Genomic DNA, 22,293 nt, shown 5'->3' on the forward strand with positions numbered 1-22,293 from the left:
ACTGGATCGCATCAGTTGGATGGCCGGACAGTGCCCGCTTTCCAGTTCAGCGTCTGCCGGCCACCCTCCTCGCTCGGTTCAACCCTCAATAGCGTGGGCATGCGAACTCCGTTTTGCTGCGCGGGTGCAGCCATCGGATGGAGTAGTAATGGAGTAATGGGGCCATTCGCCCCTGAATCTTTAGGCTGCCAGGGAATATGTTTAATCGACACGGCATCTGAAGGAACCAGCGGTGCGCGTCGCCAATTCGCCGCATTTGAAGCGGCTGTTCGACATCAAGTCATGCGTTTTGGCTGCCGTAATCAAGTCATCGGGGCCGGTTGCACCGGTAACTACGCCGGGCAGACCCTTTCTTGGAGTCGATCATGAGCTATGTACGCGCCGCGGGTAAGGCCACGCGCAGCCTTTGCCTCTTTCTCTTTTCCAGCGCCGTGTTTCTGCTATGGGTATCACTCGCAGCTGGAGCCGGATTCATCCTGCTCCAACTGCCCGATGTATGGGCGACGCACAGCAACGACGAGAATACTCGCTATGCGGTCATGTCTGTCACCGCGTATGCGCTGATTATCGGTGCGCTGTTCCTCGTCTTCATTGCGGGTTCCATCGCGCGGTTATCCGACGCGGTGATAGCGGCACGAACGGCGGTTCGACACCTTCGCGAGATACGTGCAGTCCGGCGCACACAAAGTGAGCGCGTCGCCGCAGTTGCGCTGCATCCGGCCCGGAACACGCTTTAACGCCGAATGCTTTCGCGACCCCTTGGCTCACGAACGTGGGCCTTTTCAGTTCCATATTCCCCGGCGCATTGGCGACCGCACTGCAACGGACGACGGCCGGCACATCTCGACCCGTTGCGCTCTGTCGACCCAATGCGACATTTAGGCGGCTTTCAAAGTACAACGCCCGTTCATTGATTCGCGACGGTCGATTCGAAGCGAGGCGGCCGCCTGGCGAGGGAAACTGCAGAGGGAGGGCCGTTTTGTCATGAGCGTCAGGCGCTGCTTTAAGCCGCCAAGCCCCCGGCTTCGTGAAGAATCCATTTCGCAAATGCCTGTAGTGGACCTTCACTCAACTCGATCGGATCAGGAAGAACGAGGCAGAAGGTTTTGGTGATCGCTTTGCCGTCCGGCCAAGGCGCGACCAAACGGCCTTGTTCAAGCTCTGCCCCGACGTAAAGACGCGGCACCAATGCAACACCCAAGCCGGCTAGCGCCGCCTCTATCAGCATGGAATGCAGATCGTAACGCGCGCCAACCGCGGAATTGGTCAGTACGATGCCAGCCTCTTGTGCATAAAGCTGCCACGCGTCCGGATTTTGTCGCCTGTGAAGGCGTGGCAGCTCATCTAGCGATATGTTCGCATCGGCGTCTGCGAGAAGCGCCGGACTACAGACGGGCACAAGCACCTCCTCCAGCAGGCGATGTAGATGCATACCCGCCCATGCTGGATGCTCAAAATGGATTGCTGCGTCGAAACCGCTACCGGCAAGAATGAAGGGTTCCATACGTTCGGCGATATGCACGGTAATGTTCGGATGCTTGTTTTGAAAGCGTTTCAGTCGAGGGATAAGCCAGCGGGTGGCGAAGGTCGGAATTGCGGCGATATCAATGCTCGCGCCCGCGATGGGCTGTCCCATCAGATATAGGCTGTCCCGTTCCAGCCGATCCAGAATCTCGCGAACCTGCACCGCGTATCGTGTGCCGCTGGCCGCAAGCCGTACCCGATTTCCAACGCGCTCGAACAGCGCGACGCCCAAAAACGCCTCCAATCGACCGATCTGACGACTGACCGCGCCCTCAGTCAGCGCTAACTCCTCGGCCGCGCGGGCGAAGCTGCCGTGTCGAGCCGCGGCCTCAAAAGCCAGGAGCGCGGAATTGCTTGGAATCTTACGTCGCATTGAAGTCTCGCCAATTGGTATGCGTTCGACGTCAGCTTGAGTAAACGTCACTGAAGGCTGACTTTATATCGCTATATACGCTGAAAATCTCAGATTAGCATTACCTTACTGCAATGAGCATGGATCATTTACTGCAATATGCTCGCCCGTCACGAAGGACAATCTGATGATCTACACCGTGGAATGCAGCTTCGCCGATCCCAACTGCGAAGCCGAATGGAACGACTTCTACAGCCTTGAAAAACTGCCCGCCCTCATCTCGGTCACTGGCTTCCACACGTCGCAGCGCTTCAAGTCGTTAAGCGATGGCTGCCCGGTCTACCTCGCCGTCCACACGATTGACAGTCTCGACGTCCTGACGGGCGAGGAATATCGCCAGAAAGGCGGTGGCAATTTTGCAAGGTGGCAGCAACACATCATCGACTGGCACCGAAATCTCTACAGCGATATCGGCCTCGCGCCGGCAGTCGATGCAGATGAACTCCTCGTGCTTTGCGCAGGCGGCCCCGAACCTCTGATCCAGATGGGCCTCACACCGTTGGCAATGCAAGCAGTTGCACTGGAGAAGTTTCCGGACCGCCGTTGGCTCGCAAGACTGCCCCGGCGAAACGCTCAGCTTGTCGAGAGCATGTCGGAAGGCATCCACCTTTACTCGCCGATGACGGAACAACTAACGTGTTCCCGCACCCTTTCGACCGAACAGGGAAAATAGGTCCGCGATGCCCAATGTCACCTTCTATATTCCTACGGGGCAAATGCCGTCTGACGAGAGGCTTACCGAGCTTTCCAGCGACTGCATCAAACTCTGTACGCGTGTCCTTGAAGCGGCACTCGAAAACGTTCATGTCGTCTATGTCGACGTTCGGCATGGGCACGGACATCCCGTCTTCGCAGAAGTCCAATATCGCTTTGAGACGTTCCGCACGCCCCCAGTAATGAACCAGTTCATGGAAGCCCTGGACGACGCCATCGCGCGCTGCACTGGTCTCACGGCGCGCATCCGTTGTTTTGGGTATGCCGCATCGAACATTCACGCCCGAAATTAGAAAGTCTTCCGGAGAAGAATTGTGTCCACCTTTACCTTTCCAAGTCAGCAAGTCGGGGATTTCACGATCACCGCAATCAGCGACGGCTACCTCACCGCTAGCCTGGACTTCCTCTCGAACATCGACCCGTCCGACGCCTCCAGAATGCAAAGTGATGCAGGGCAGAAGGAGCCTTCCGCCGTGCATATCAACTGCTATGTAGTACGCGAAGCGGGCCGCACCATTCTCATTGACGGTGGGGCTGGAGGCATCAAGCACTGGGGTGGCCGCCTGAAAACGAATTTATCGCTTGCTGGCGTCGAACCATCTGAGATAGACACAATCCTGCTCACACACGCCCATCCCGACCATGTCGGAGGGCTAGTGGACACAGCCGGACAAATTGCTTTTCCGAATGCCGAGCTTGTTGCTCATCAGCGAGAGGTTGAATTCTGGCAGGATGATGGAAATTTAAGTCATGCTAACGAACGTTCCCGAGGTAACTTCCTGATAGCGCGACAAGTGTTTGACGGCTATCGCAACAAGCTCCGCACTTTCGATGAGGGGGAAGTGCTTCCTGGTATCAGAGCGATGTCGCTACCGGGACACACAGCTGGACACTCCGGATATCTTCTCGAATCCCATGATCAGGGCCTGCTTGTCTGGGGAGATATTGTTCATTTTCCTCACATCCAGATTGAACGGCCAGACGTATCGATTGCATTCGATCAAGACCCTTCTCTGGCAGCCACCACACGATCACGGCTTCTCGACCTGGTCAGTTCGGAAGGACTTTTGATCGCCGGTATGCATTTGGGGGAACTCGGTTTCGCGCGAATAAAGCGAACGAGCGGGAGCTACGGTCTGCTTTACGAGAACGAAGCATGAGGCCGCGAACAGAAGCAACCATCTTCGACCGCCGCTTACGAAGGTCCGTACCTCGATAAGCAGCATCCAGGCTGCAGCGATCATGCCGGTCCAATCGCCTGTGTGGCTTAACACATCTGGCTCACTGAACTCCTTCACGTCGCGCAGAGCCGGCAAAATCCGCAGCGCGAAATTGCGGCTGACATGTCGCCACCACGTCTACGGAAGCTTCAGATTCATTACGGGTATAGCGTCCACGTAATGCAGACCATAAATAAGTTTTACTTTCCGATTTACCGTCGCGCCGCCATTGTGTGAGCCAGACAGCCAGTCTATAGCCACAATTCATGCGCTGCGCAGCCGCATTCATGGGAAACGTGGCTATCTCTTCAGATGACCATTTCTTAAGATTCCTTAAGGAATCGTTCATTGATCGTCGTCGTTCAGGGGCGGGATAGATTTCAGTACTCAAGCCGATCCCTGGACCGACGGTCAGACCAAAAAATGGAAAGGAGACAAATCGATGGAAAAGCGCATGATGACCTTGATGTTGCTCGCTGCGGCCGCATTGGCCGGCTGCGGAGGTGGAGATAACGTCAGCGCACCGACACCGCCAAAGCTACTGACGAACATCGCCGTGCCTAATGCTTCGAGCCCACCATTCAGTTTCGACATCGGCTACGTCGAGGCCGGCAAGTACTTTCTCGCCGACCGCAATAACAAAGCAGTCGATGTCGTGGACACCGGATCGAACACGTTGATCGCGCAGATCCCAGGGCCGTTCATCGGTGCCGGCGCCACGACAGACGAGTCCGGTCCAGACGGAATTGTAGGTATCACCGGCACGAACACGATCTATGTAGGCGACGTCGACTCAGTGAAGGTGATCGATACGGCTGCGCAAAAGACAGTCAACACAATCGTCATCAGTAATTCCGGATCGCGCGTCGACGAGGGCTGCTACGATCCTGATGACCACCTTGTGATGTTCGCAAGCCCCGGAGACTCGCCGCCGTTTGTCACGTTGATTTCCACGCTGACACAAAAGGCAGTGGCAAAGCTTCCATTCAACGGTTCGTCGGGGCTCGAAGCGTGCGCATATGATTCTGCCTCGAAGAGCTTTTTGATCAACAATGATGGGACTTCTGCCAATCCCGATGGCGAACTCGATGTCATTACCGCCAGTTCTGCAGTGGCAGGCAGTCCTTCTGTCAGCAAATCGTTTCCACTAGGGAAATGCGGACCGGCGGGAATCGTGCTTGGCCCGAATAACGACGTGCTCGTGGGATGCGATCCACCCGCGGGCGACCCGCTCATCACGCTGATCCTCGATCGTACGAGTGGCGCAATTCAAGCCAGCCTGCCATTTGGCGGGGTGGACCAGGCCAGTTACGATCCGGCTTCCAACCGCTATTTCCTCCCGGCCCGGCACTACGTCACGAGCGGTGTCGCTGCAGCGTCGGGATTTAGCCCGCAGATGGGCGTAATCGATGGCGCGTCACGGCAGTTGCTCTTCAAGATTCCGGTGGGCACAGGCGCGCACTCTGTCGCGATCGACAGCACGCTTGGGCAAGTGTATGTGCCGTTCCAGCCCGGCGCGGCAGGATTCCCGAACGGGGGGATCTCAGTGTTCTCGACTCATTAGTCTTTCCGATGTGGGTCATCGCCTAGCGGGATGGATTGAATGACGATTGCCGCAGACCGGTCAAAACCACAACTGCGTGCCACGCGATTGAAGCGCTTTGCCGCTCTGCGCTTATTTGCGCCGGGTTGTCATCTTTAACAACTGTTATTGGCCGGCGGCCGGCGACACTACGCTCGGGGTCGCCAGCGTGTTGTGGCTCCCGGGAACGTTGGTGAGGGACGTTGAGCTATTGCTCGGGCTATTCGGCAGGCCCGAGTTCGGCGACATGGCGCCCATGCCGCTGTCCGAGTTGGTGACACCAGGCGCGCCGTAGCCGCTCGTTGTAGTGGCCGGGGACACGGCGGCCGGCGACACGGTGCTCGGGGTCGCCAGCGTGTTGTTGCTCTGTGCATAAGCGCCGCCCGACAGCGTGAGTGCGGCGACGGCCGCAATTAATGTGCTGGTTGCCTTGTTCATGACCCGTTCCTCCTTGATTGGACTCTAATTTAAATACAAACGATATGCCCACAGTGCCCTCTATGTCCCAATCGGCTCAAGCCACGTGCGATAAGGCTTCTGAGGCCGGTATTGCACAGTATTGATGATTACAATGCGCCGACAGCGCGAAATCGGGTCCATAGCAGGTGATACAAAGTTTAGGAAAGCGGCCGCTGATAATTAAGCGCATTGTTCGCAAGGGTGAATTTCAATTTCCGGAATTACGCCTAATGCGTCCCGGTCCCCAAGCTCAGGCCGGCGTGGTTCGGCATTGCGCGTAGCACGCTACGTGACCCGCGAGGAAACTGATTGGGCTGTGTGGATAGCGAACAGCCACGCATGTCATTGCTGACGAGCACGTAGTTGAGGTGCGCGCGTAGTTAATGGTACGTCGTCGTAGACGACTGCAGCTTGGTCAGCGCGCCGCGTTTAAATCGGAACCAGCCTTGCGAGCTTTGCATCACGACTTCATCGCCTTGCCAGAAAACGCGCTTGACTGTCATGCGCTCACCCAAATGCTGGACAAGTGGCGGACGGCGGCGGAAGTCGTACAGCACCGGGCCGGAATCAGTCTGCACGAGCGTGCGCGTGACGGTGTCATTTGCGTTGTCGACGTCATCGAAATGCATGAGTGTGTTCGCGCCGAAGCGATCGAAAATTTCCTTGTCAAGCATCCCCACGAAATCGCGGTCAATGCGCACGAATTGCAGATTGCCCGAGGGGGTGACGAGCGGGCCGGACGCGTTGCTTTGCGCATGAACGCAAGTCGCGAAAGAGGTGGCTGCGATCGCAGCGAGGAATAGTCGTCTCATGTTTCCTTTTAGATGCAGCGGCGTCTCCGACGACGGAGCACGACCTGTAATCGCTCCGTGGGAACATTGTCGTCAATTTTGGTCGGCATGTCGAAGGCCTGCAAATGACTCCCTTAGCGGGATGGTGAAACGCGCGAAGGGACTGGCGAGATCAATACGCCTTGAAGCTTTCGGTGCGTGCCATCAATGCCAGTCCAATAACGGCAATACCCGCGAAGAGCGCTGGCAGCAGGAAAACATTGGGAAGACCCAGGAATGCGACCCCGAAACCGCCTGCAATGCCTCCTAACGCCGAGGAGAGAGCCGTCGAGCTCATGAAGATTGCCGACGCCGTTGCTACCGCGTTGGGAAGCAGGCGTTGAGCAACGATGATGCCCAGAACCATAAATATGCCCCAAACACCACCCATGAGGATCTGTCCGGCGAACATACCTGCTGCGGACGACCAGAGCACAAAGCAAAGATTGGCAAACACCCCCATGGCAGCCGCGATACACATCAACCAGACGTTGCCAAGCTTGCGGCCCAGCCCGATGCTGAAGGGCATGATGAGTAGCTCGATGAATGGCTGTATGCCGATGACCGCTCCCCGTACGGCCGGGCCTAGCTTGAGGTGTTCTTCCATGTAGATCAGCAGGAAGCCGTACTTCACAGGCTCCCCTGCGTAGACCATGACGAAGAGTCCTGTGAACGTCAGCAGTGGAAGCATGGCACGTAGGCTGGAGTGACGCGCGGGCTCACTCGCCGACTCCGGCTTGAGCCTGGCGGTCGGGTTCAGCGTTCCGAGAGGTGCGATCTGTAAAAGCATGCAGATGGCGGTCATCCAAAGCATGGAGCGCAGGCCATAGGCAGCCGCCACCCACGCGCCCAGGACAGGCCCGATGATCCATCCGCCGGTAAGCGCCATACGGATGATGGCAACGACACTTTCATTTGCGTCGCCGGGCTTGTCGCTGAGTTCATCGTGGACCGCCGCAAAAATTTGCGAGGCGGTAGCACCGGAAACGGCCAGCAAAGCGACGGCGATGATGAAGGGCATCCAGATCGAACTAGAGAGGGCCAGCCCCGCCCAGCCCACAAAGCCCGCCGCTGCACACATGCGAAAAAGACCGAGGCGATTCCCTGTGCGATCGGAGTAGCGGCCGACGAAATACCCCGCGACTGGAGCCGCAAGGCTGGTCAGGTAATAAAATCCCGCCAACGGCAGCGAGGCGCCGAGTTCCCTCACCAGGAACAGAACGATCTGTGGTGCAGCCGCCGACGCGCCGAGACCCGACAGAAACATCGCAATCGTTGCGCCGAGAAAAAGCCTCGAAGCTGCAACTTGACGCAATGCAGATTGGCTACCGGTTCGGTCAGACATCGTGACAGATTGACTATCGCTTTGGTCAGACATTGTGAAACGCCCCCCGGTTGTGGTCCTGAACCTGTTCGGCAGCGACGGTCCGTCCGGCGCGCACGCTGCAGATTATCGCGATCGCTTCCCGATTGCTATGATCAGGTCGAACTGGTCACTTCCACATTACCGAAACAACGGGCTGAGGCTTGAAGTTGCAAACGCTCGAGCAGTCCGCGTTCTCGTTAATAGCCGTCATCCGATCCGATGGTCGCGATGGCAGCAAATGGCTGAAGCCGGCAGTTCATTGTCGAACCGGGCCGGGGGAGTCCCGAGTTTGCTTCGGATTTCCGTAGTCGCCCCCTGAGCAGATCGTCGGGTATGGTGAAAGCGGCCCGTTGCGGCCTATCTGCAGCAGACGCAGCCATGCTCGGCTCGAGCGTCGGTCCTATAGACTTTTTAAATGGATCTAGCCGTATCGCTCAGCCATTTCTTTCAGTTAGATAATGCTCGCGACCTCGTCAAGCATTGCGTTAAGCGCGCAGGCCGCTACTGAACGCAGTTTTTTTCAGGGCGGCCCACAATATTCGCATTCCTGAAACGTCTTCAGACGCATGGAACCGCCACGCACCACGGACACGATGACCGATCGAGACAGCGACATCACCGCGACCGTGGTGCGTGAGCGCACGAAGCTCGTCAATTTTATCCGGCGTCGCATCCGCGATCCAAACGACGCCGAGGACATCCTGCAGGATGTTTTCCACGAATTCGTGCAGGCTTACCGCCTTCCCGCTCCGATTGAACAAGCGAGCGCGTGGCTGTTCCGTGCCGCACGCAACCGCATCATCGACCGTTTTCGCAAGAAGAAAGAGCAGCCGTTGCCGGAGCTGTCACAGGATGACGATGACACCGGAAGTGAGTATCGCCTCGATCTCGCCCTACCAGCACACGACGCAGGTCCCGAAGCCCTCTACGCTCGCACTGTACTGCTCAAGGCCTTGCAGGATGCGCTCGATGAATTACCGCCCAATCAGAGCGAAGTGTTTATTGCGCACGAGCTGGAGGGGCGGTCCTTCAAAGACATGGCGGCGGAAAGCGGTGTCACGCTCAATACGCTGCTCGCGCGCAAACGCTACGCGGTCTTGCATCTGCGTGTCCGACTGCAGGCCATTTATGACGAACTGGATATTTAGAGGACTCGACGGATGAATTATCGAATCAGATGTGCCGGTAAAGCACTGCTCGTGGTGGTCGGCATAGGCGTGCTCGGGTGCGCGGTCACGCTTCTATGGAATTGGGTGATTCCGGCGTTATTCGTTGGCGCCCGTACCATCGACTTCGCACATGCACTTGGCTTGCTGGTTCTGAGCCGCATCCTGTTTGGCGGATTCCGCGGACACGGTGGCTGGCGCGGTCGACGGCATTGGCGCAAATGGGATGCGATGACACCAGAAGAACGGGAACGATTCCAGGCGGCGAGAGGGTCACGTCCGACCCGGCCGGCGGAAGATTGAGCATGCGCGAGAATTGAAGACCGGCCACAACCGGAACAAGCCCGTCACGGCGCATGTCGCGCGGCGGTGTGCCCTGCACGGGCGATCAGTTACCTGGGAGAGCGTATGACATTACCTGCCACAATGCTTCTGCAGCGGCTTCACGAACAGAGCCAGACAGAAGTGATTGCCCGCGCACGGGCGCAGTTCCAGGGATCGAGCGAGGAGTTCCTGACTCTCGCAGAGGAATACGACACGCTCGCACCTCGACTACGCGGACGGTTTCTCGAAACGCTCGGACTATCCAGCGAAGATTTCGAATCCTCGCAAGGCACGCCTCTGTCGTTAGCCGTGTCAGCAGAGACGGGACGATTTTTGCGCAACATGGTGCTTTCGCACAAGCCGGCTCGAATTCTCGAACTCGGCAGCTCCTGCGGCGTATCCACGCTGTATTTCGCCGAAGCCCTTCACACGTTGGGCAACGGCACGGTTGTCGCAACTGAACTCGACCCTGCAAAGTGCGCACAACTCCGGGCTCACGTCAGAACGGCGGGCGTAGACGCCTATGTCGACCTTCGGGAGGGTGATGTCTTCCAGACCGTTTCCGAATTAGACGGCGCTTTCGACATGGTATTTATCGACGTATGGGCCAACACGTATCTGAATCTGTTCAAGCAGATTGAGCGGCTGCTACGCCCGGGATCCATCGTTCTCGCCGACAACATGTACACCGCTGAGGACGCCGTTCGACCATACAAGCAGTACCTCGACGACAATCCGCGCTTTTCAAGCACGACGCTGGACTTTGAATCGGGGATCGAATTTACAGTCGTCGTTTCCTAAGCTGATGTGCGGCGGACGCCAGTCGGAAGTCCTCGATTCCTGGAAATCGCAATCACCTGCCCCTCAATGCGACGAGACGAACCTTGACTCCGGAAAGGCTGGAGGCAGCGCGAAGCTCTCGCGAAGGCGTTTCGTCTCCGCGGCAGGCGTTCGGCCAAAGAGCCGCTTGAATTCCCGATTGAATTGAGAAGGGCTGGCATAGCCGACGGCATGACATGCCGCCTCAGCAGTCATGCTTTGGCGCACCATTAGCAAGCGAGCCTGATGCAATCGAGTGGATTTCACGTACTGCATCGGCGACGTACTCGTGATAGCCTTGAAGTGGCTGTGGAACGTAGGAACGCTCATCCCGGCCTGGTTTGCCAAGCTGGGAAGATCTAGCGGCTCTGCATAGGTCGCATGGATACGCTCCAGCGCTTTCCCAATCTTCCCGAATTGACCTTGCATCGCTAAAGCCGCACGCATTGTGTTGCCTTGTCCGCCGGTAAGAACACGGAAATACAATTCACGCACCAGTCCCGGACCAAGGATTGCGGCGTCAAGTGGCCGGTTCATTGCCTCCAGAAAGCGCAGTACAGACTCTCGCATCGGCGCATTCATTGGACTCGACATCATGGTCTGCGGCACGTCGCCTGACGATGACAAACCATGACGATCTATCTGAATCATGAGCTCGGCCGCTACCTGAAAGTCCAGATGCAGATACAGGGCCAGTAGCGGACGCTCGGGCGTCGCATCGGTCTCCATCGTGAAAGGGACCGGCACCGCAACAGCCAGATAGTGCTGCTCGTCATACACATAAACCTGGTCACCCAGATATCCCCGCTTTCTACCCTGGCAGACGATCACAATGCCGGGATCGTATAGCACCGGCGTGCGAGACAACGCCCGATCCGAGCGCAGGATTCGCACATCGTGCAACGCAGTCAGGTTGTAGCCTTCCTGCGGAGCCAGCGCAGTCAGCAAGGCCACCATCCGGCGCTGTTCACGTGCACTGGCAGAGGGAACACGTTGCTCGACGCGCTCTTTGCGGGCCGCTTTGTTCATAGAAATAGGCAATAAATACAGAAAATCTGGTCTGATTTCCAGGGAATTTTCAGAATAACATGCAACTCTCCCAACCAGCGCAGGAGTGTTTGCAATGCCATCAACCAAAACCATGCTTATCACGGGCGTCAGTAGCGGCTTCGGACGCGCATTGGCCGAAGAAGCGCTCGCCGCAGGGCATCGGGTCGTCGGCACGGTACGAAGCGAGCAGGCAAAACAGCGCTTTGAATCGCTTGACTCTGCAAGCGCATTCGGTCGAGTCCTTGACGTTACTGATTTCGATTCAATCGAAGGTGTCGTCAACGGAATTGAAGCTAGCGTGGGACCGCTGGACGTACTGGTGAACAACGCCGGTTACGGTCACGAGGGCGTCATGGAAGAGTCGCCGCTTGCTGAAATGCGTCGGCAATTCGACGTGAACGTGTTCGGTGCTGTTGCCGTCATGAAGAGCGTATTGCCGTATATGCGCGAACGGCGACGCGGACATATTCTCAACATCACATCGATGGGCGGCTTCACCACCATGCCGGGAATCGCCTACTACTGCGGCAGCAAATTCGCATTGGAGGGAATCTCCGAGGTCCTCGGTAAAGAAGTCAAGCCGTTCGGCATCCACGTGACCGCAGTGGCACCTGGGTCTTTTCGCACTGAGTGGGCCGGTCGTTCGATGGTTCGAACGCAGCGCTCGATCCCGGACTACGATTCTCTGTTCGACCCGATCAGAAAAGGGCGGGAAGAGAAAAGCGGCAGGCAACTCGGGGATCCTGTGAAAGCTGCACGTGCCATGTTGTCCGTTATCGAAAGCGACGAGCCGCCATCGCATCTTCTGCTAGGAAGTGATGCGCTCGGTTTGGTCCGGGAAAAGCTATCGTCGCTCAGTGCAGAATTTGACGCGTGGGAAGCTGTTACTAGATCGACGGACGGATGAGTACGCGTAGCGCCCGTATTTGGGAACGGTCTGAAGCGGCGCATTAGCAATGAACAGCGTCGGATGGCCGGTTGCGGATACGCCGCCGATGCCCGGCCGTCTTACCGACGACGTATTTGAATGACGGGTTGCGGCCGAACCAGGAAGTTCACCGTTGATCGAAACGCGGACTGACTGGTTATTGCCCAATACCGCCATCCGTCTGCAATTTATGAAGTACCTGCATCGCCGTCTCTGCCGATTCGAGCGGAACAAAAATATGATCGTGGTACGCACCCGCCACCACGTTACAGCTGATGCCGGCATACCCCAATGCACTGGCGAATGCCGCGGTCAACCCCACCGCATCCAAGGCTGAATTCACGGTCAACGTAATCCAGGCACATTTGAACAAGGCATTCAAACCGCTCCTCGCCGCGTCCGTCTCACTCGTAATGACCGACAACCCCTCAGGCTCCCGGATTGACGCAACGATGACGGACGGGTCAATGGCATGACCGTCCTTGACCGAAGCAAACACAAACACGCCCGGGTTAAGCACCGGCTTCAACGTTTTTAATAGAACAGACAGATCGGAAACCGGGTTCATTTAACCTCCTGCACAGCATCGCTCCATGTCACTCATGGCTTCGTTGAGTTTAGGGCTCGGCGTCTAAACCGTATAGGGGGAAGATTCGGATGACCGATTGTCGATGATTTAGCCGGTCCCGCTCAAACCGTTCCCAACTGCCTGGGTCCCGCCGATTCATGCCAGGCGGATCCATAACGATTTTGGGGTCTCGCTACCCAGAACGATTGTTTGTCACTGGGTAGGGACAGGTATGAAATACGGCCTGTGATAACCCATGCAACGGGAAAAACGTGGACACGGTGAAAATTCTCGACGAAGGGAAAGCGGTTTCGCTTACTTTTCGCGGCGGCAGGGAGCGGCGCTTTCACGCGATCTGGCTACGAGACAATGCGCGCGATGAATCGACCCGGGCACCGGGTAACGGCCAACGGCTGATCACGCTCGGAGAGATTTCGGCGGACGTTCGTATTGCCGCTGCCTCGGTGGACGAGCGAACGCTGCGCGTGACATTCCAGCCCGACGGCAGGGAGATCGTCTACGACATCCACTGGCTCGCCGAACATGCCTATGACGGCGTGCATTCTCGCGCGCCAGGCTGGGTCTCGACAGAAATCGAAACATGGGACGCGGGTTTGGGCCAGCGCGTGCCGTGTGCGGATTTCTCGACAGTCAGCCGCACCGACGGTGCGCTTGGCGACTGGCTTTACGATATTCGGCGTTTCGGTTTCGCAAAGTTGACCGGAGGGCCCGTGAAAATCGGCGCGCTTCTCGAGGTTGTCGCCTTGTTCGGCTATGTCCGCGAAACCAACTACGGCAAGGTCTTCGAAGTGCGTACCGAAGTGAACCCGAACAATCTCGCGTTCACAGGGCTTGGCCTGCAAGCCCATACCGACAACCCCTATCGCGACCCTGTGCCTACCCTGCAGGTGCTTTACTGCCTGGAAAATTCAGCCATCGGCGGCGAGAACATGGTGGTGGATGGTTTTCGCGCGGCCGAGCGACTCAGGCAGGAAAGCCCGCGAGGCTTCGATCTGCTGTCGCGCTACTGTGCACGCTTCGAATACACCGGCAGTGCTGGCGTTCATCTTCGCTCACGCCGCCCGATGATCGAACTGATGCCCGATGGCGAACTCGTCGGCGTGCGGTTCAACAACCGGTCGGCCAGCGCGATCGTCGATGTGCCTTACAACGACATGGACGACTACTACCGCGCATACCGTCGGATGAGCGACCTGATCGACGAGGAGGATATGCAGGTGACATTCAAGCTGCAACCCGGCGAATGTTTCATCGTCGACAACACCCGCGTGCTTCACGCGCGCAGAGGGTACTCGGGGGCCGGTTCCCGCTGGTTGCAAGGATGCTATGCAGACAAGGACGGCTTGCTGTCGAAACTGGCAGTCGTGGAAAAGCAACGGGAACGGGCGTGATGACAGCATCGATCAGACAGTCGCTGAGCGCCGACAACATTGTTGCCTTCATCGGCGATATCTTTGCGCGTCGCGGCGGCGAGGAATATCTCGGCGAAGGCGTCACGATGGCGGAACACATGCTGCAGGCCGCGCATCTTGCCGAACAGAGTGGCGGGAGCGACACGATTATCGTGGCGGCACTACTACACGATATTGGTCACTTCACCAGCGAGTTTGGTGCGTTCTCGATGAACGATACGCAGGACCGTTATCACGATGCGGCGGGTGCAGTGATAGTTGAGCGGTTTTTTCCCCGTGTCGTGACCGACTGCGTTCGCCTGCATGTCGCGGCAAAGCGCTATCTCTGTGCCGTCGATCCGCACTATTTCGCGAAACTGTCCCCTGCGTCCGTCCATTCGCTTCGGCTCCAGGGCGGTCCAATGACGGATGAGGAGATTGCCCGCTTCAGCCAGAACCCTAATCTCGAGGATGTGATCAAGGTTCGTCGGGTGGACGATGCGGGGAAGATCGCTGGAGCACACACACCCGACTTCGCACATTACGCGCCCTTGGTCCAACGAATCGTGGACGCGCATTGTATGAAATGAATACAGCCGGTTCGACCGGGAGCCCGATGGCAGCGTGACGCGGCTTCCCATCCTGCCTTATCGTTTTTCCGGTTCTTTCGTATCGACATTTCAACGAACCCAGTTTAACGATAAAAGACTCAACCCCATTGATTTCGGGTAACTCAGAATCAATGGGGTAATCGTGTTTTATATTAATTTATTTATTCAACGACAATAAAATTCATTTCGATGTCATGGATATGACACGAGATCTGAATAATATAGATGGCACCCGGCATGAATGTTTTGAAATTTATTTATATTCATTGCGGCAAGAATTTTTTAGTGTTCCATTGATACTGTTCCGATGCGCCAAAGAGGTCCGAGGGCATGTATCGCGCTCACCTCCATGTCCTCGACCGAGGCCATGCCGCGTCGAGACGCAGGAGATTGGGTTACTGCTTTCTGCTCATCTGACGCAATTGGGCACACGTCAAATCAGGCTCTGAATCTATACCATGCGCCAGTTGGAATGGCGGGATTCTTTTAACGTATTCATTAACGCGTGCTTTTTAAAATTGGAAGGCGGAATCAGATGGCGTCAATCCATTGGCTTCGTCATTTCGTGTGCTCTGGCATGAATTCGGAAAATGAGAAAACGACAGGTCGCAAGGATAAACGAGGTGCAATTCCCCAAATATAGGATCAACGCATGTGGAGATTGCCGTTTCTCCGCCTGCCGCGCCCTGCTATAGGGATACGGCATTCGTTCTAGCCAACGCACCGTGCGGTGATCCTGCTGGATGCAATCGGGAAGAATCCTTCCCTTATCAGGAGAAAAATCATGAAGCTCTATTGGACGAACAGTCTGAGGTTGAGGGTCGCGTGTCTTTCGGCGCTTGGCATAGCGAATGTGTTCGGAATCAGTGCGGCGTGGGCCGAGCCTTCCGCGCAGCTGGTTGCTGCCGCGAAGGCGGAAGGGCAACTGACGTTGATGGGGCTTCCGCGCGACTGGTGCAACTACGGCGAGCTTCTAGATGATTTCAAGGCGAAGTACGGTCTCAAAGTCAGCGTGCTGAATCCGGACGCCGGGTCAGGCGACGAAGTCGAGGCGATCCGCGCCAACAAAGGCAATAACGGTCCGCAGGCACCGGACGCGATCGACGTCGGTCTGTCCTTCGCGCCCAAAGCGAAAGCAGAGGGCCTGCTAGCACCGTACAAGGTGTCGACGTGGGACACCATTCCCGTGGAAGCAAAGGATGCCGACGGTTACTGGGCCGGCGACTACTATGGCGTGCTGTCATTCGAGGTGAACGCCGATCTCGTCAGCAAGGTTCCGACCGACTGGGCCGATCTGCAGAAGTCCGACTACTCCAGCTCGGTGTCGCTGGCAGGCGATGCGCGCGTATCTAATCAGGCAATTCTTAGCGTATTCGCCGCAGGTCTGTCGCGTGCGCACGGCGACGTTGCGAAGGCCGGTGAGGCAGGCCTGCAATACTTCGCAGAGTTGAACAAATCTGGCAACTTCGTCCCCGTGATCGGGAAAGAATCGACGCTCGCGCAAGGCACCACGCCGATTCTCGTTCGCTGGGACTACAACGCGCTCGCGGATCGCGATTCGCTGAAGGGCAATCCGAAGGTGCTGGTCGTGGTGCCGAAGAGCGGTGTGGTCGCCGGTATGTACGCGCAGGCGATCAGCGCGTATGCGCCGCACCCGAATGCAGCGAAGCTCTGGATGGAATACCTCTATTCCGACAAGGGCCAGTTGACCTGGCTGAAGGGCTATTGTCATCCGGTTCGCTTCAAGGATCTGACCGCAAATCACAAGGTTCCTGCGGATACGCTGGCGAAGCTGCCACCGAGTTCCGCGTATGAAAAAGCGGTATTCCCGACTCTCGATCAGCAGGACGCGTTCAACGCCGTCATCACCAAGCGCTGGGACAAAGCGGTTGGCGCGAACATCAAGTGATGGGGGGAAGCGACGGGTTGGCGTTATCCTTAGCCGTCGCAGATGCACGCGCCGGCCGCATTCGTGCGCCGTTCATTCGTGCATTGGTGACAGCTCGGCACGAATATCTTTCAGGTAACGGGACTTCGATCCACTCATGAACAAGCCGACTAACGGACTTCCGCCCCTGGAATGGGTCCGCGTGTTCGAAGCGGCAGGCCGCCTCGGCAGCTTTACCGCGGCGGCGAACGAACTGGGGCTGACCCAGGCGGCGGTCAGTCAACGCATCAGGAATCTGGAAACGCGACTTGGTGCCCCGCTGTTTGACCGGCAGGCTCGGGGAGTTGCATTGTCGATGCAGGGCGAAGCCTGGCTGCCGCACATCCAGGCGGCGTTCGGGCAGTTGCTCGGCAGTACCGCCAATCTGTTCGAGTCGCCGCGTCAGAAGATTACCGTTGCAGCGTCCGCGTCGGTAATCGAACTCTGGATTGCGCCGCGGCTGCCGGCAATCACTGCCGCGTTGCCGAATGTCCAGCTCACGTTCGAAACCGTGCAGCGTCTTCCTGACTACGGAATGGCTGATGCGGACTTCGAAATCCGCTTCGGTGACGGCCTTTGGCCCGAACGCAGGGCGAAGCGGCTCTTCACGGAAGAGCTCGCGCCGCTTGCCGCGCCGGCCTTCCTGGGGAAAAGAAAGAGCGGCTGGGAGCATCTGCCGCTGATCGCGACTTCCGGTCCACGTGTGGGCTGGCGCGACTGGCATGCCGCCAACGGTACGTCGCTGCCGCCCGTACCCTCGTTCCGGTTCGATACGTTCGTACTGGCGCTGCGTGCTGCCGAAGCCGGCGCGGGTGTGTTGCTCGGTTCGCTTCCGTTATGTGAGCTTGCGCTCGCCTCCGGTAACCTCAAGCGTCTGACGAAAAACACACTCGCGATGGAACACACCTACTGGATCACCTGGCCGGCGACCGTGCCGGATTATGCCGAACATCAGAAATTGATCGACTGTTTGACTGAACCGTCGTAGCCAGTGTTTATGGCGTTCCGTGCGCAATAGGAATGTTTGCCAGATGCAAGTGCGATGCGCGAGGCAGGACTCGTCAAACGTGGCGCAGACCACCGCACTCACCAGCAGAAGAAGCAATGCACCGCCTCATTGATCTTTCCCACGAGTTGTCTTACGAGGCTCTCGAGTCGAGTTTTATCCCGACGGTGTCGATTTGATCAGCCTGTCATAGTCGACTGGCATGATGCATGGTCGCCTGTCCGGCGCGTACTGCGCCCAGACCGGGCAAAAAAACCGCCTCCACGAATTTTGCCCGGATAGCCTATGTGCAGGCGGCACCGCGCGCTTGCATCGCAGATCCACTAGGACAACAAGGAATCGAGTACATGAGCTTCGTGCACTTTATTGGCGGGGAAAAAGGCGGGGTGGGAAAATCGCTCGTCGCCCGCGTTCTGGCGCAGTACTTCATCGACCGCAATTTGCCGTTTCTTGGCTTCGACACTGACCGCTCGCACGGAGCGCTGCTGCGCTACTACGCCGATTTCACCGCGCCAGCCACGCTCGACGGCCACGACAGTCTCGACCCGGTTATCGAGCATGCTCTCGAACAGCCCGAACGCCGCATCCTTGTCGACCTCGCAGCGCAGACCCAGCAATCGGTCTCGAGGTGGTTCGACAACTCTGACGTGCTCGGTATTGCGCAGGAAAACGGTATTGCACTCACGTGGTGGCAGGTCATGGATGCGGGCCGCGATTCGGTCGACCTGTTACGGCAATGGCTCGATCAGTTCGGTGGCAAGTTGCCCCTCGTGATCGTGCTGAACGAAATCCGGGGCGAGCGCTTCGAATTGCTGGAAACATCAGGCCAACGTCAGCGCGCGGAAGCGCTTGGTGCGAAGGTCGTTTCGCTGCGCCATCTTCCCGACACGACGATGCAGAAAATCGACCAGAAAAATTCGAGCTTCTGGGCCGCGGCACATCATCCGGATCGCGCGAGCACCGGTCTTGGCATGCTTGAGCGCCAACGGGTCAAGGTCTGGCTCAACCGCGTTTATGAGGAAATCGACAAGGTCGCGCCCTAACCCTGACAGGAAGCATCACAGTCGCTCGTGAGTGGCCGCTTTCGCGCCGCCTCAAACTGGCGAAGCCGACCCGCTGCCGTCATGCTCACCGTGGCGTTGATGATGCCCGCTCTCAAAGTTGAGCTGCCAGGGCATAACTCAGGCGATGACCTTCTCCCCGGCAGCCTGCTCGCGCAGGCTACGGGCTTCGTCGCGCAGGAACTGCTGGTAATCGTCCAGATCGCCGTCGAAGGGCTCGACGCCACCCTTGGTGACGAGCCAGAACTCGTCACATACCGCGCGCAGCAGTGACCGGTCGTGACTGACCAGCAACACTGTGCCTTCGAATTCGTTGAGTGCCATGCCTAGCGCTTCGCGTGTGGCCAGGTCGAGGTGGTTGGTAGGCTCGTCGAGCAGCAGCAGGTTAGGACGCTGCCACACGATCATGCACAACACGAGCCGCGCCTTTTCGCCGCCGCTCATGGTGCCGACCGCCTGATGGACCATGTCGCCACTGAAGTTGAAGGTGCCGAGGAAGGTGCGAAGCGATTGTTCGGTGCCACTCTGGCCGGGGGCACGCATGTGCGCCGGCGTGTCCTTCGCAAGGCGGATCATGTGTTCCAACGGCGTGTCGAGAGGACGCAGCACGTCGAGTTCCTGCTGTGCGAAGTAGCCGATGTTCAGGCCTTTGCCTTCGCTGATTTCGCCGGCAATCGGCGCCAGCTCGTGCGCCACCGTCTTCACCAGCGTGGACTTGCCCTGGCCGTTGGCACCGAGAATGCCGATGCGCTGCCCGGCCAGCACGGATCGGCTGATGCCCCGCACGATGACCGTGGGCGGCGTGCCCGGCGGTGCGTCGGTCGGTGCCGGGTAGCCGAAGCTAGCGTCCAGCATCGACAACAGCGGGTTCGGGACGTTAAGCGGCTCCTTGAACTCGAAGGTGAACTCTGCGTCGGCAAGCACGGGTGCGATCTTCTCCATGCGTTCGAGCGCCTTGACCCGGCTCTGCGCCTGCTTCGCCTTCGAGGCCGTGGCCTTGAAACGGTCAATGAATTTCTGCAGGTGGGCGATCTTGTCCGCCTGCTTGGCCATCGAGGCCTGCTGCAACAGCATCTGCTCAGCGCGCATGTCTTCGAACTTGCTGTAGTTGCCGCCATAACGCACGAGCTTGGCGTTGTCGACGTGCACCGTCACCTGCGTCACCGCGTCGAGGAATTCGCGATCGTGGCTGATCACGACCAGGGTTCCTTGATAGCGCTTGAGCCAGGCTTCCAGCCAGACCAGCGCGTCGAGGTCGAGGTGATTGGTCGGCTCGTCGAGCAACAGCAGGTCGGACGGGCACATGAGCGCGCGCGCCAGCTGCAGTCGCATGCGCCAGCCGCCGGAGAAGCTGTTGACTGGCTGGCTAAGCTGCGCAGCACTGAAGCCAAGGCCCTGGATCAGCGCTTGGGCACGCGCGGGGGCATCATGTGCACCAGCGTCGTGCAGGGCCATGTAGGCGTGCGCCATGCGCATGCCATCGTCGCTGGCCTCAGCGGCGGCTACTTCGGCCTGCGCGGCCAGCAGTATGGTGTCGCCCTCGATGACGAAGTCGGTCGCACTCTGCTCGGTCTCCGGCATCTCCTGCGCAACCTGGCCCATCTTCCATGCAGCGGGAATCGAGAACTCGCCGCCGTCTTCGTGCAGCGTGCCGTTGAGAAGGCCGAAGAAGGACGACTTGCCGGCGCCATTGCGGCCGACGAGACCAATCTTTTCGCCGGGGGTGAAGGTGACGGACGCGCTGTCGAGTACGACATTGACGCCACGGCGCAGCGTGACATTACGGACGGAAATCATAAGGAGCTACTTCGAAGAGGACAGGCATGATAGCCGACCGGACGCGCAAGGCTGTCTCTTTTCTGGCCGCACGAGTAAAGAGCCACCTGCGCTTTGCGGCGCCCACCGGCCACAAAGCAAGGCGGGCTCTGGCGCACCGGGCGTTCCGGCGCGGGGCCAGCGAACATCCGGTGAATGACGGCTCCTGGCCGAATTTTGCCTGTCAGCGATCGGCAGCATCCGACCCGTTTGAGACATTCACTCAATGTCAGTCGAACGACTGCTTAAGCGCGCGAGTGAGACATTCGGACGACCGTATATTCAAGGACATCACGAACGCTATTGGCGACGCGGCAGGCGCACAGCAAACACGGTTTCTGTCTCATCGGACTGTGCCTCGATCTCGCCCCCATGGGCTTTGGCAATCTCGCGGGCGATATACAGACCGAGCCCCAGGTTGCCGTCGGCGTTATATGAGTCTGTTTGATTCAGGCCACGCTGAAGCGGGTCGAAGATCCGTTGCAGAGTCGTTCGATCGATGGCAGGTCCCTGGTTTCTGACCTCGAAACGAACTTTCCGCTCTTCGCCGGTCACTACCACCCGTACGGGCGCGCCCGGCGCCCCGTATTTGATCGCATTCAACACCAGGTTGCCGAGCAGCTGCTGCAAACGGCGGCCGTCCCAAACTCCCCGACAATCCCCTTCCACTTCCAGATCGATCTGACAGTCTGGGTGCGCTGCCCGCAACTGGTCGAGCTCGTCGGCAAGCAGTTTCTCCAGGTCGCCATCTGTCGGCACGATATTGATCCCCAAACCCAGCCTGGTTCGATTGAAATCAAGCATGTCGTTCAGAAGGGCCTGCATGCGAGCGCCGCTCCTGATCAAGCGGGATGCGGCTACGGAAACCTGCTCCCCAGCGTTGAGTGCCGACAGATATTGCGCCGTCATCAGGATGGTCTGAAGCGGGCTACGCATATCGTGCCCGAGCATGCCAAGTAAAAGATTGCGAGCCTGATCGACCTGCGCGCTGAAATATCCGACCGATTCGGCAAGCGCCTGGTCGATGGCCTCGTTGAACCGGATGACATCCTCCGGATGTGGGGCTTCGGGCCAACATTCGTCGATCCAAAGGCGCAGGACGCTCGCGCGCAAGGCGCGGTACTCCGCAGCCAGCTGGTTGATGTCGAACCCGCCTCGCGCGCGCAGAAGCGCATGCGTCTGCGCAGCCGTCTCGGGAGCCCCAATCAGTACGGGGGCTCGCCCCATCGACTTTTCGGCTTGCGCTTTCCTTGTCTGGGCGGTCGACAGATCCTTCGCTACGGCGTGCAGAATCTGTTGCGCATGGTCTCGCAGAGCGAGCGATTTCATGTCCCCGGTTGCCGGCAACAGCGTAGCGGCGAAGGTCTCCCACTGCACCAGAATCGTTTCAATCTCGCGTAGGATGAAGTCAGCCAATCGCATGTTTACCCTCAAAGAAACGGAAAAAATCAGTAGGGGCAGATCCCTGAATCTATATTACGCCCAAGTAGCTGTTCTGA

The 22,293-nt window shown here is 58.1% G+C and carries 23 protein-coding genes; 14 read left to right on the top strand and 9 right to left on the bottom strand.

Features of this window, described 5'->3' with window-relative positions:
* Nucleotides 1-365: 365 nt before the first annotated feature.
* Nucleotides 366-737, top strand: a complete 372-nt coding sequence (locus tag PQR40_RS03465) for a hypothetical protein (protein WP_408508419.1) — start codon at nt 366-368, stop codon at nt 735-737.
* Nucleotides 738-1,003: 266 nt separating this feature from the next.
* Here the strand turns inward: PQR40_RS03465 and PQR40_RS03470 are convergent, their stop codons facing one another.
* On the bottom strand, nt 1,004-1,897 hold the full coding sequence (locus tag PQR40_RS03470) for a LysR substrate-binding domain-containing protein (RefSeq protein WP_408508420.1): 894 nt from the start codon (nt 1,895-1,897) through the stop codon (nt 1,004-1,006).
* Between the two features lie 166 nt (nt 1,898-2,063).
* On the opposite strand from PQR40_RS03470, the gene PQR40_RS03475 reads away from it, so the two are divergent.
* Genes PQR40_RS03475 through PQR40_RS03485 form a run of 3 tightly spaced genes read left to right on the top strand, consistent with a single transcriptional unit; the run spans nt 2,064 to nt 3,810 of the window.
* Complete coding sequence (locus PQR40_RS03475) at nt 2,064-2,609, top strand: sugar ABC transporter (RefSeq protein ID WP_408224549.1); 546 nt, start codon at nt 2,064-2,066, stop codon at nt 2,607-2,609.
* A gap of 7 nt (nt 2,610-2,616) precedes the next feature.
* A complete protein-coding gene (locus PQR40_RS03480) occupies nt 2,617-2,943 on the top strand; it encodes a hypothetical protein (protein WP_408508421.1) in 327 nt (108 codons plus the stop codon).
* 21 nt (nt 2,944-2,964) lie between these two features.
* The gene (locus PQR40_RS03485; RefSeq protein ID WP_408334546.1) at nt 2,965-3,810 is read left to right on the top strand and encodes an MBL fold metallo-hydrolase; all 846 of its coding nucleotides are present in this window, start codon (nt 2,965-2,967) and stop codon (nt 3,808-3,810) included.
* A gap of 121 nt (nt 3,811-3,931) precedes the next feature.
* Here PQR40_RS03485 and PQR40_RS03490 read toward each other — a convergent pair whose 3' ends face one another.
* The gene (locus PQR40_RS03490; RefSeq protein WP_408224558.1) at nt 3,932-4,219 is read right to left on the bottom strand and encodes a hypothetical protein; all 288 of its coding nucleotides are present in this window, start codon (nt 4,217-4,219) and stop codon (nt 3,932-3,934) included.
* A gap of 93 nt (nt 4,220-4,312) precedes the next feature.
* Between PQR40_RS03490 and PQR40_RS03495 the strand changes: the two genes are divergently transcribed.
* Nucleotides 4,313-5,434, top strand: coding sequence for a YncE family protein (locus tag PQR40_RS03495; RefSeq protein WP_408388287.1), 1,122 nt, complete (start codon nt 4,313-4,315; stop codon nt 5,432-5,434).
* Nucleotides 5,435-5,578: 144 nt separating this feature from the next.
* On the opposite strand, the gene PQR40_RS03500 is transcribed toward PQR40_RS03495, so the two are convergent.
* From PQR40_RS03500 to PQR40_RS03510, 3 genes are all read right to left on the bottom strand, one after another.
* The gene (locus PQR40_RS03500) at nt 5,579-5,890 is read right to left on the bottom strand and encodes a hypothetical protein (protein WP_408224564.1); all 312 of its coding nucleotides are present in this window, start codon (nt 5,888-5,890) and stop codon (nt 5,579-5,581) included.
* A gap of 401 nt (nt 5,891-6,291) precedes the next feature.
* Nucleotides 6,292-6,723 (bottom strand): hypothetical protein, encoded by a 432-nt coding sequence (locus tag PQR40_RS03505; RefSeq protein WP_408224567.1) that lies wholly within the window; start codon nt 6,721-6,723, stop codon nt 6,292-6,294.
* Nucleotides 6,724-6,874: 151 nt separating this feature from the next.
* The gene (locus PQR40_RS03510) at nt 6,875-8,119 is read right to left on the bottom strand and encodes an MFS transporter (RefSeq protein ID WP_408508422.1); all 1,245 of its coding nucleotides are present in this window, start codon (nt 8,117-8,119) and stop codon (nt 6,875-6,877) included.
* Between the two features lie 554 nt (nt 8,120-8,673).
* Between PQR40_RS03510 and PQR40_RS03515 the strand changes: the two genes are divergently transcribed.
* The 3 genes from PQR40_RS03515 (at nt 8,674) to PQR40_RS03525 (ending at nt 10,398) form a co-directional block, all read left to right on the top strand.
* Nucleotides 8,674-9,255 (top strand): RNA polymerase sigma factor, encoded by a 582-nt coding sequence (locus PQR40_RS03515; protein ID WP_408224573.1) that lies wholly within the window; start codon nt 8,674-8,676, stop codon nt 9,253-9,255.
* 12 nt (nt 9,256-9,267) lie between these two features.
* Nucleotides 9,268-9,576, top strand: coding sequence for a hypothetical protein (locus PQR40_RS03520; protein WP_408224576.1), 309 nt, complete (start codon nt 9,268-9,270; stop codon nt 9,574-9,576).
* Between the two features lie 105 nt (nt 9,577-9,681).
* Nucleotides 9,682-10,398, top strand: coding sequence for an O-methyltransferase (locus PQR40_RS03525; RefSeq protein ID WP_408224578.1), 717 nt, complete (start codon nt 9,682-9,684; stop codon nt 10,396-10,398).
* Nucleotides 10,399-10,461: 63 nt separating this feature from the next.
* Here the strand turns inward: PQR40_RS03525 and PQR40_RS03530 are convergent, their stop codons facing one another.
* Nucleotides 10,462-11,445: an AraC family transcriptional regulator gene (locus PQR40_RS03530; RefSeq protein ID WP_408508458.1), complete on the bottom strand. Its 984-nt coding sequence runs from the start codon at nt 11,443-11,445 to the stop codon at nt 10,462-10,464.
* Between the two features lie 94 nt (nt 11,446-11,539).
* Between PQR40_RS03530 and PQR40_RS03535 the strand changes: the two genes are divergently transcribed.
* The gene (locus tag PQR40_RS03535) at nt 11,540-12,373 is read left to right on the top strand and encodes an oxidoreductase (protein ID WP_408224581.1); all 834 of its coding nucleotides are present in this window, start codon (nt 11,540-11,542) and stop codon (nt 12,371-12,373) included.
* A gap of 178 nt (nt 12,374-12,551) precedes the next feature.
* On the opposite strand, the gene PQR40_RS03540 is transcribed toward PQR40_RS03535, so the two are convergent.
* Nucleotides 12,552-12,962, bottom strand: coding sequence for an ACT domain-containing protein (locus tag PQR40_RS03540; RefSeq protein ID WP_408388293.1), 411 nt, complete (start codon nt 12,960-12,962; stop codon nt 12,552-12,554).
* Between the two features lie 272 nt (nt 12,963-13,234).
* On the opposite strand from PQR40_RS03540, the gene tmpA reads away from it, so the two are divergent.
* The 5 genes from tmpA to PQR40_RS03565 all read left to right on the top strand — a co-directional run bounded on the left by tmpA (nt 13,235) and on the right by PQR40_RS03565 (nt 18,961).
* Nucleotides 13,235-14,374: a 2-trimethylaminoethylphosphonate dioxygenase gene (gene tmpA / locus PQR40_RS03545; RefSeq protein ID WP_408334557.1), complete on the top strand. Its 1,140-nt coding sequence runs from the start codon at nt 13,235-13,237 to the stop codon at nt 14,372-14,374.
* Nucleotides 14,374-14,964: a (R)-1-hydroxy-2-trimethylaminoethylphosphonate oxygenase gene (gene tmpB / locus PQR40_RS03550; RefSeq protein WP_408334560.1), complete on the top strand. Its 591-nt coding sequence runs from the start codon at nt 14,374-14,376 to the stop codon at nt 14,962-14,964. The genes tmpA and tmpB overlap by 1 nt, the downstream gene beginning before the upstream one ends.
* Before the next feature lie 805 nt (nt 14,965-15,769).
* The gene (locus tag PQR40_RS03555) at nt 15,770-16,894 is read left to right on the top strand and encodes an ABC transporter substrate-binding protein (protein WP_408224593.1); all 1,125 of its coding nucleotides are present in this window, start codon (nt 15,770-15,772) and stop codon (nt 16,892-16,894) included.
* A 136-nt stretch (nt 16,895-17,030) separates the two neighbouring features.
* Nucleotides 17,031-17,900 carry a LysR family transcriptional regulator gene (locus PQR40_RS03560; protein WP_408508423.1) on the top strand — a complete coding sequence of 290 codons (870 nt, stop codon included), beginning with the start codon at nt 17,031-17,033 and terminating at the stop codon, nt 17,898-17,900.
* Between the two features lie 365 nt (nt 17,901-18,265).
* Nucleotides 18,266-18,961 (top strand): nucleotide-binding protein, encoded by a 696-nt coding sequence (locus PQR40_RS03565; protein WP_408508424.1) that lies wholly within the window; start codon nt 18,266-18,268, stop codon nt 18,959-18,961.
* 138 nt (nt 18,962-19,099) lie between these two features.
* Here PQR40_RS03565 and PQR40_RS03570 read toward each other — a convergent pair whose 3' ends face one another.
* Together PQR40_RS03570 and PQR40_RS03575 are read right to left on the bottom strand one after the other, a co-directional pair.
* Nucleotides 19,100-20,776, bottom strand: a complete 1,677-nt coding sequence (locus tag PQR40_RS03570; protein WP_408224602.1) for an ABC-F family ATP-binding cassette domain-containing protein — start codon at nt 20,774-20,776, stop codon at nt 19,100-19,102.
* 318 nt (nt 20,777-21,094) lie between these two features.
* A complete protein-coding gene (locus PQR40_RS03575; RefSeq protein ID WP_408334568.1) occupies nt 21,095-22,216 on the bottom strand; it encodes an ATP-binding protein in 1,122 nt (373 codons plus the stop codon).
* Nucleotides 22,217-22,293: the final 77 nt, after the last annotated feature.

The organism is Paraburkholderia sediminicola (genome assembly GCF_046026855.1).
Lineage (GTDB): Bacteria > Pseudomonadota > Gammaproteobacteria > Burkholderiales > Burkholderiaceae > Paraburkholderia > Paraburkholderia sediminicola_A.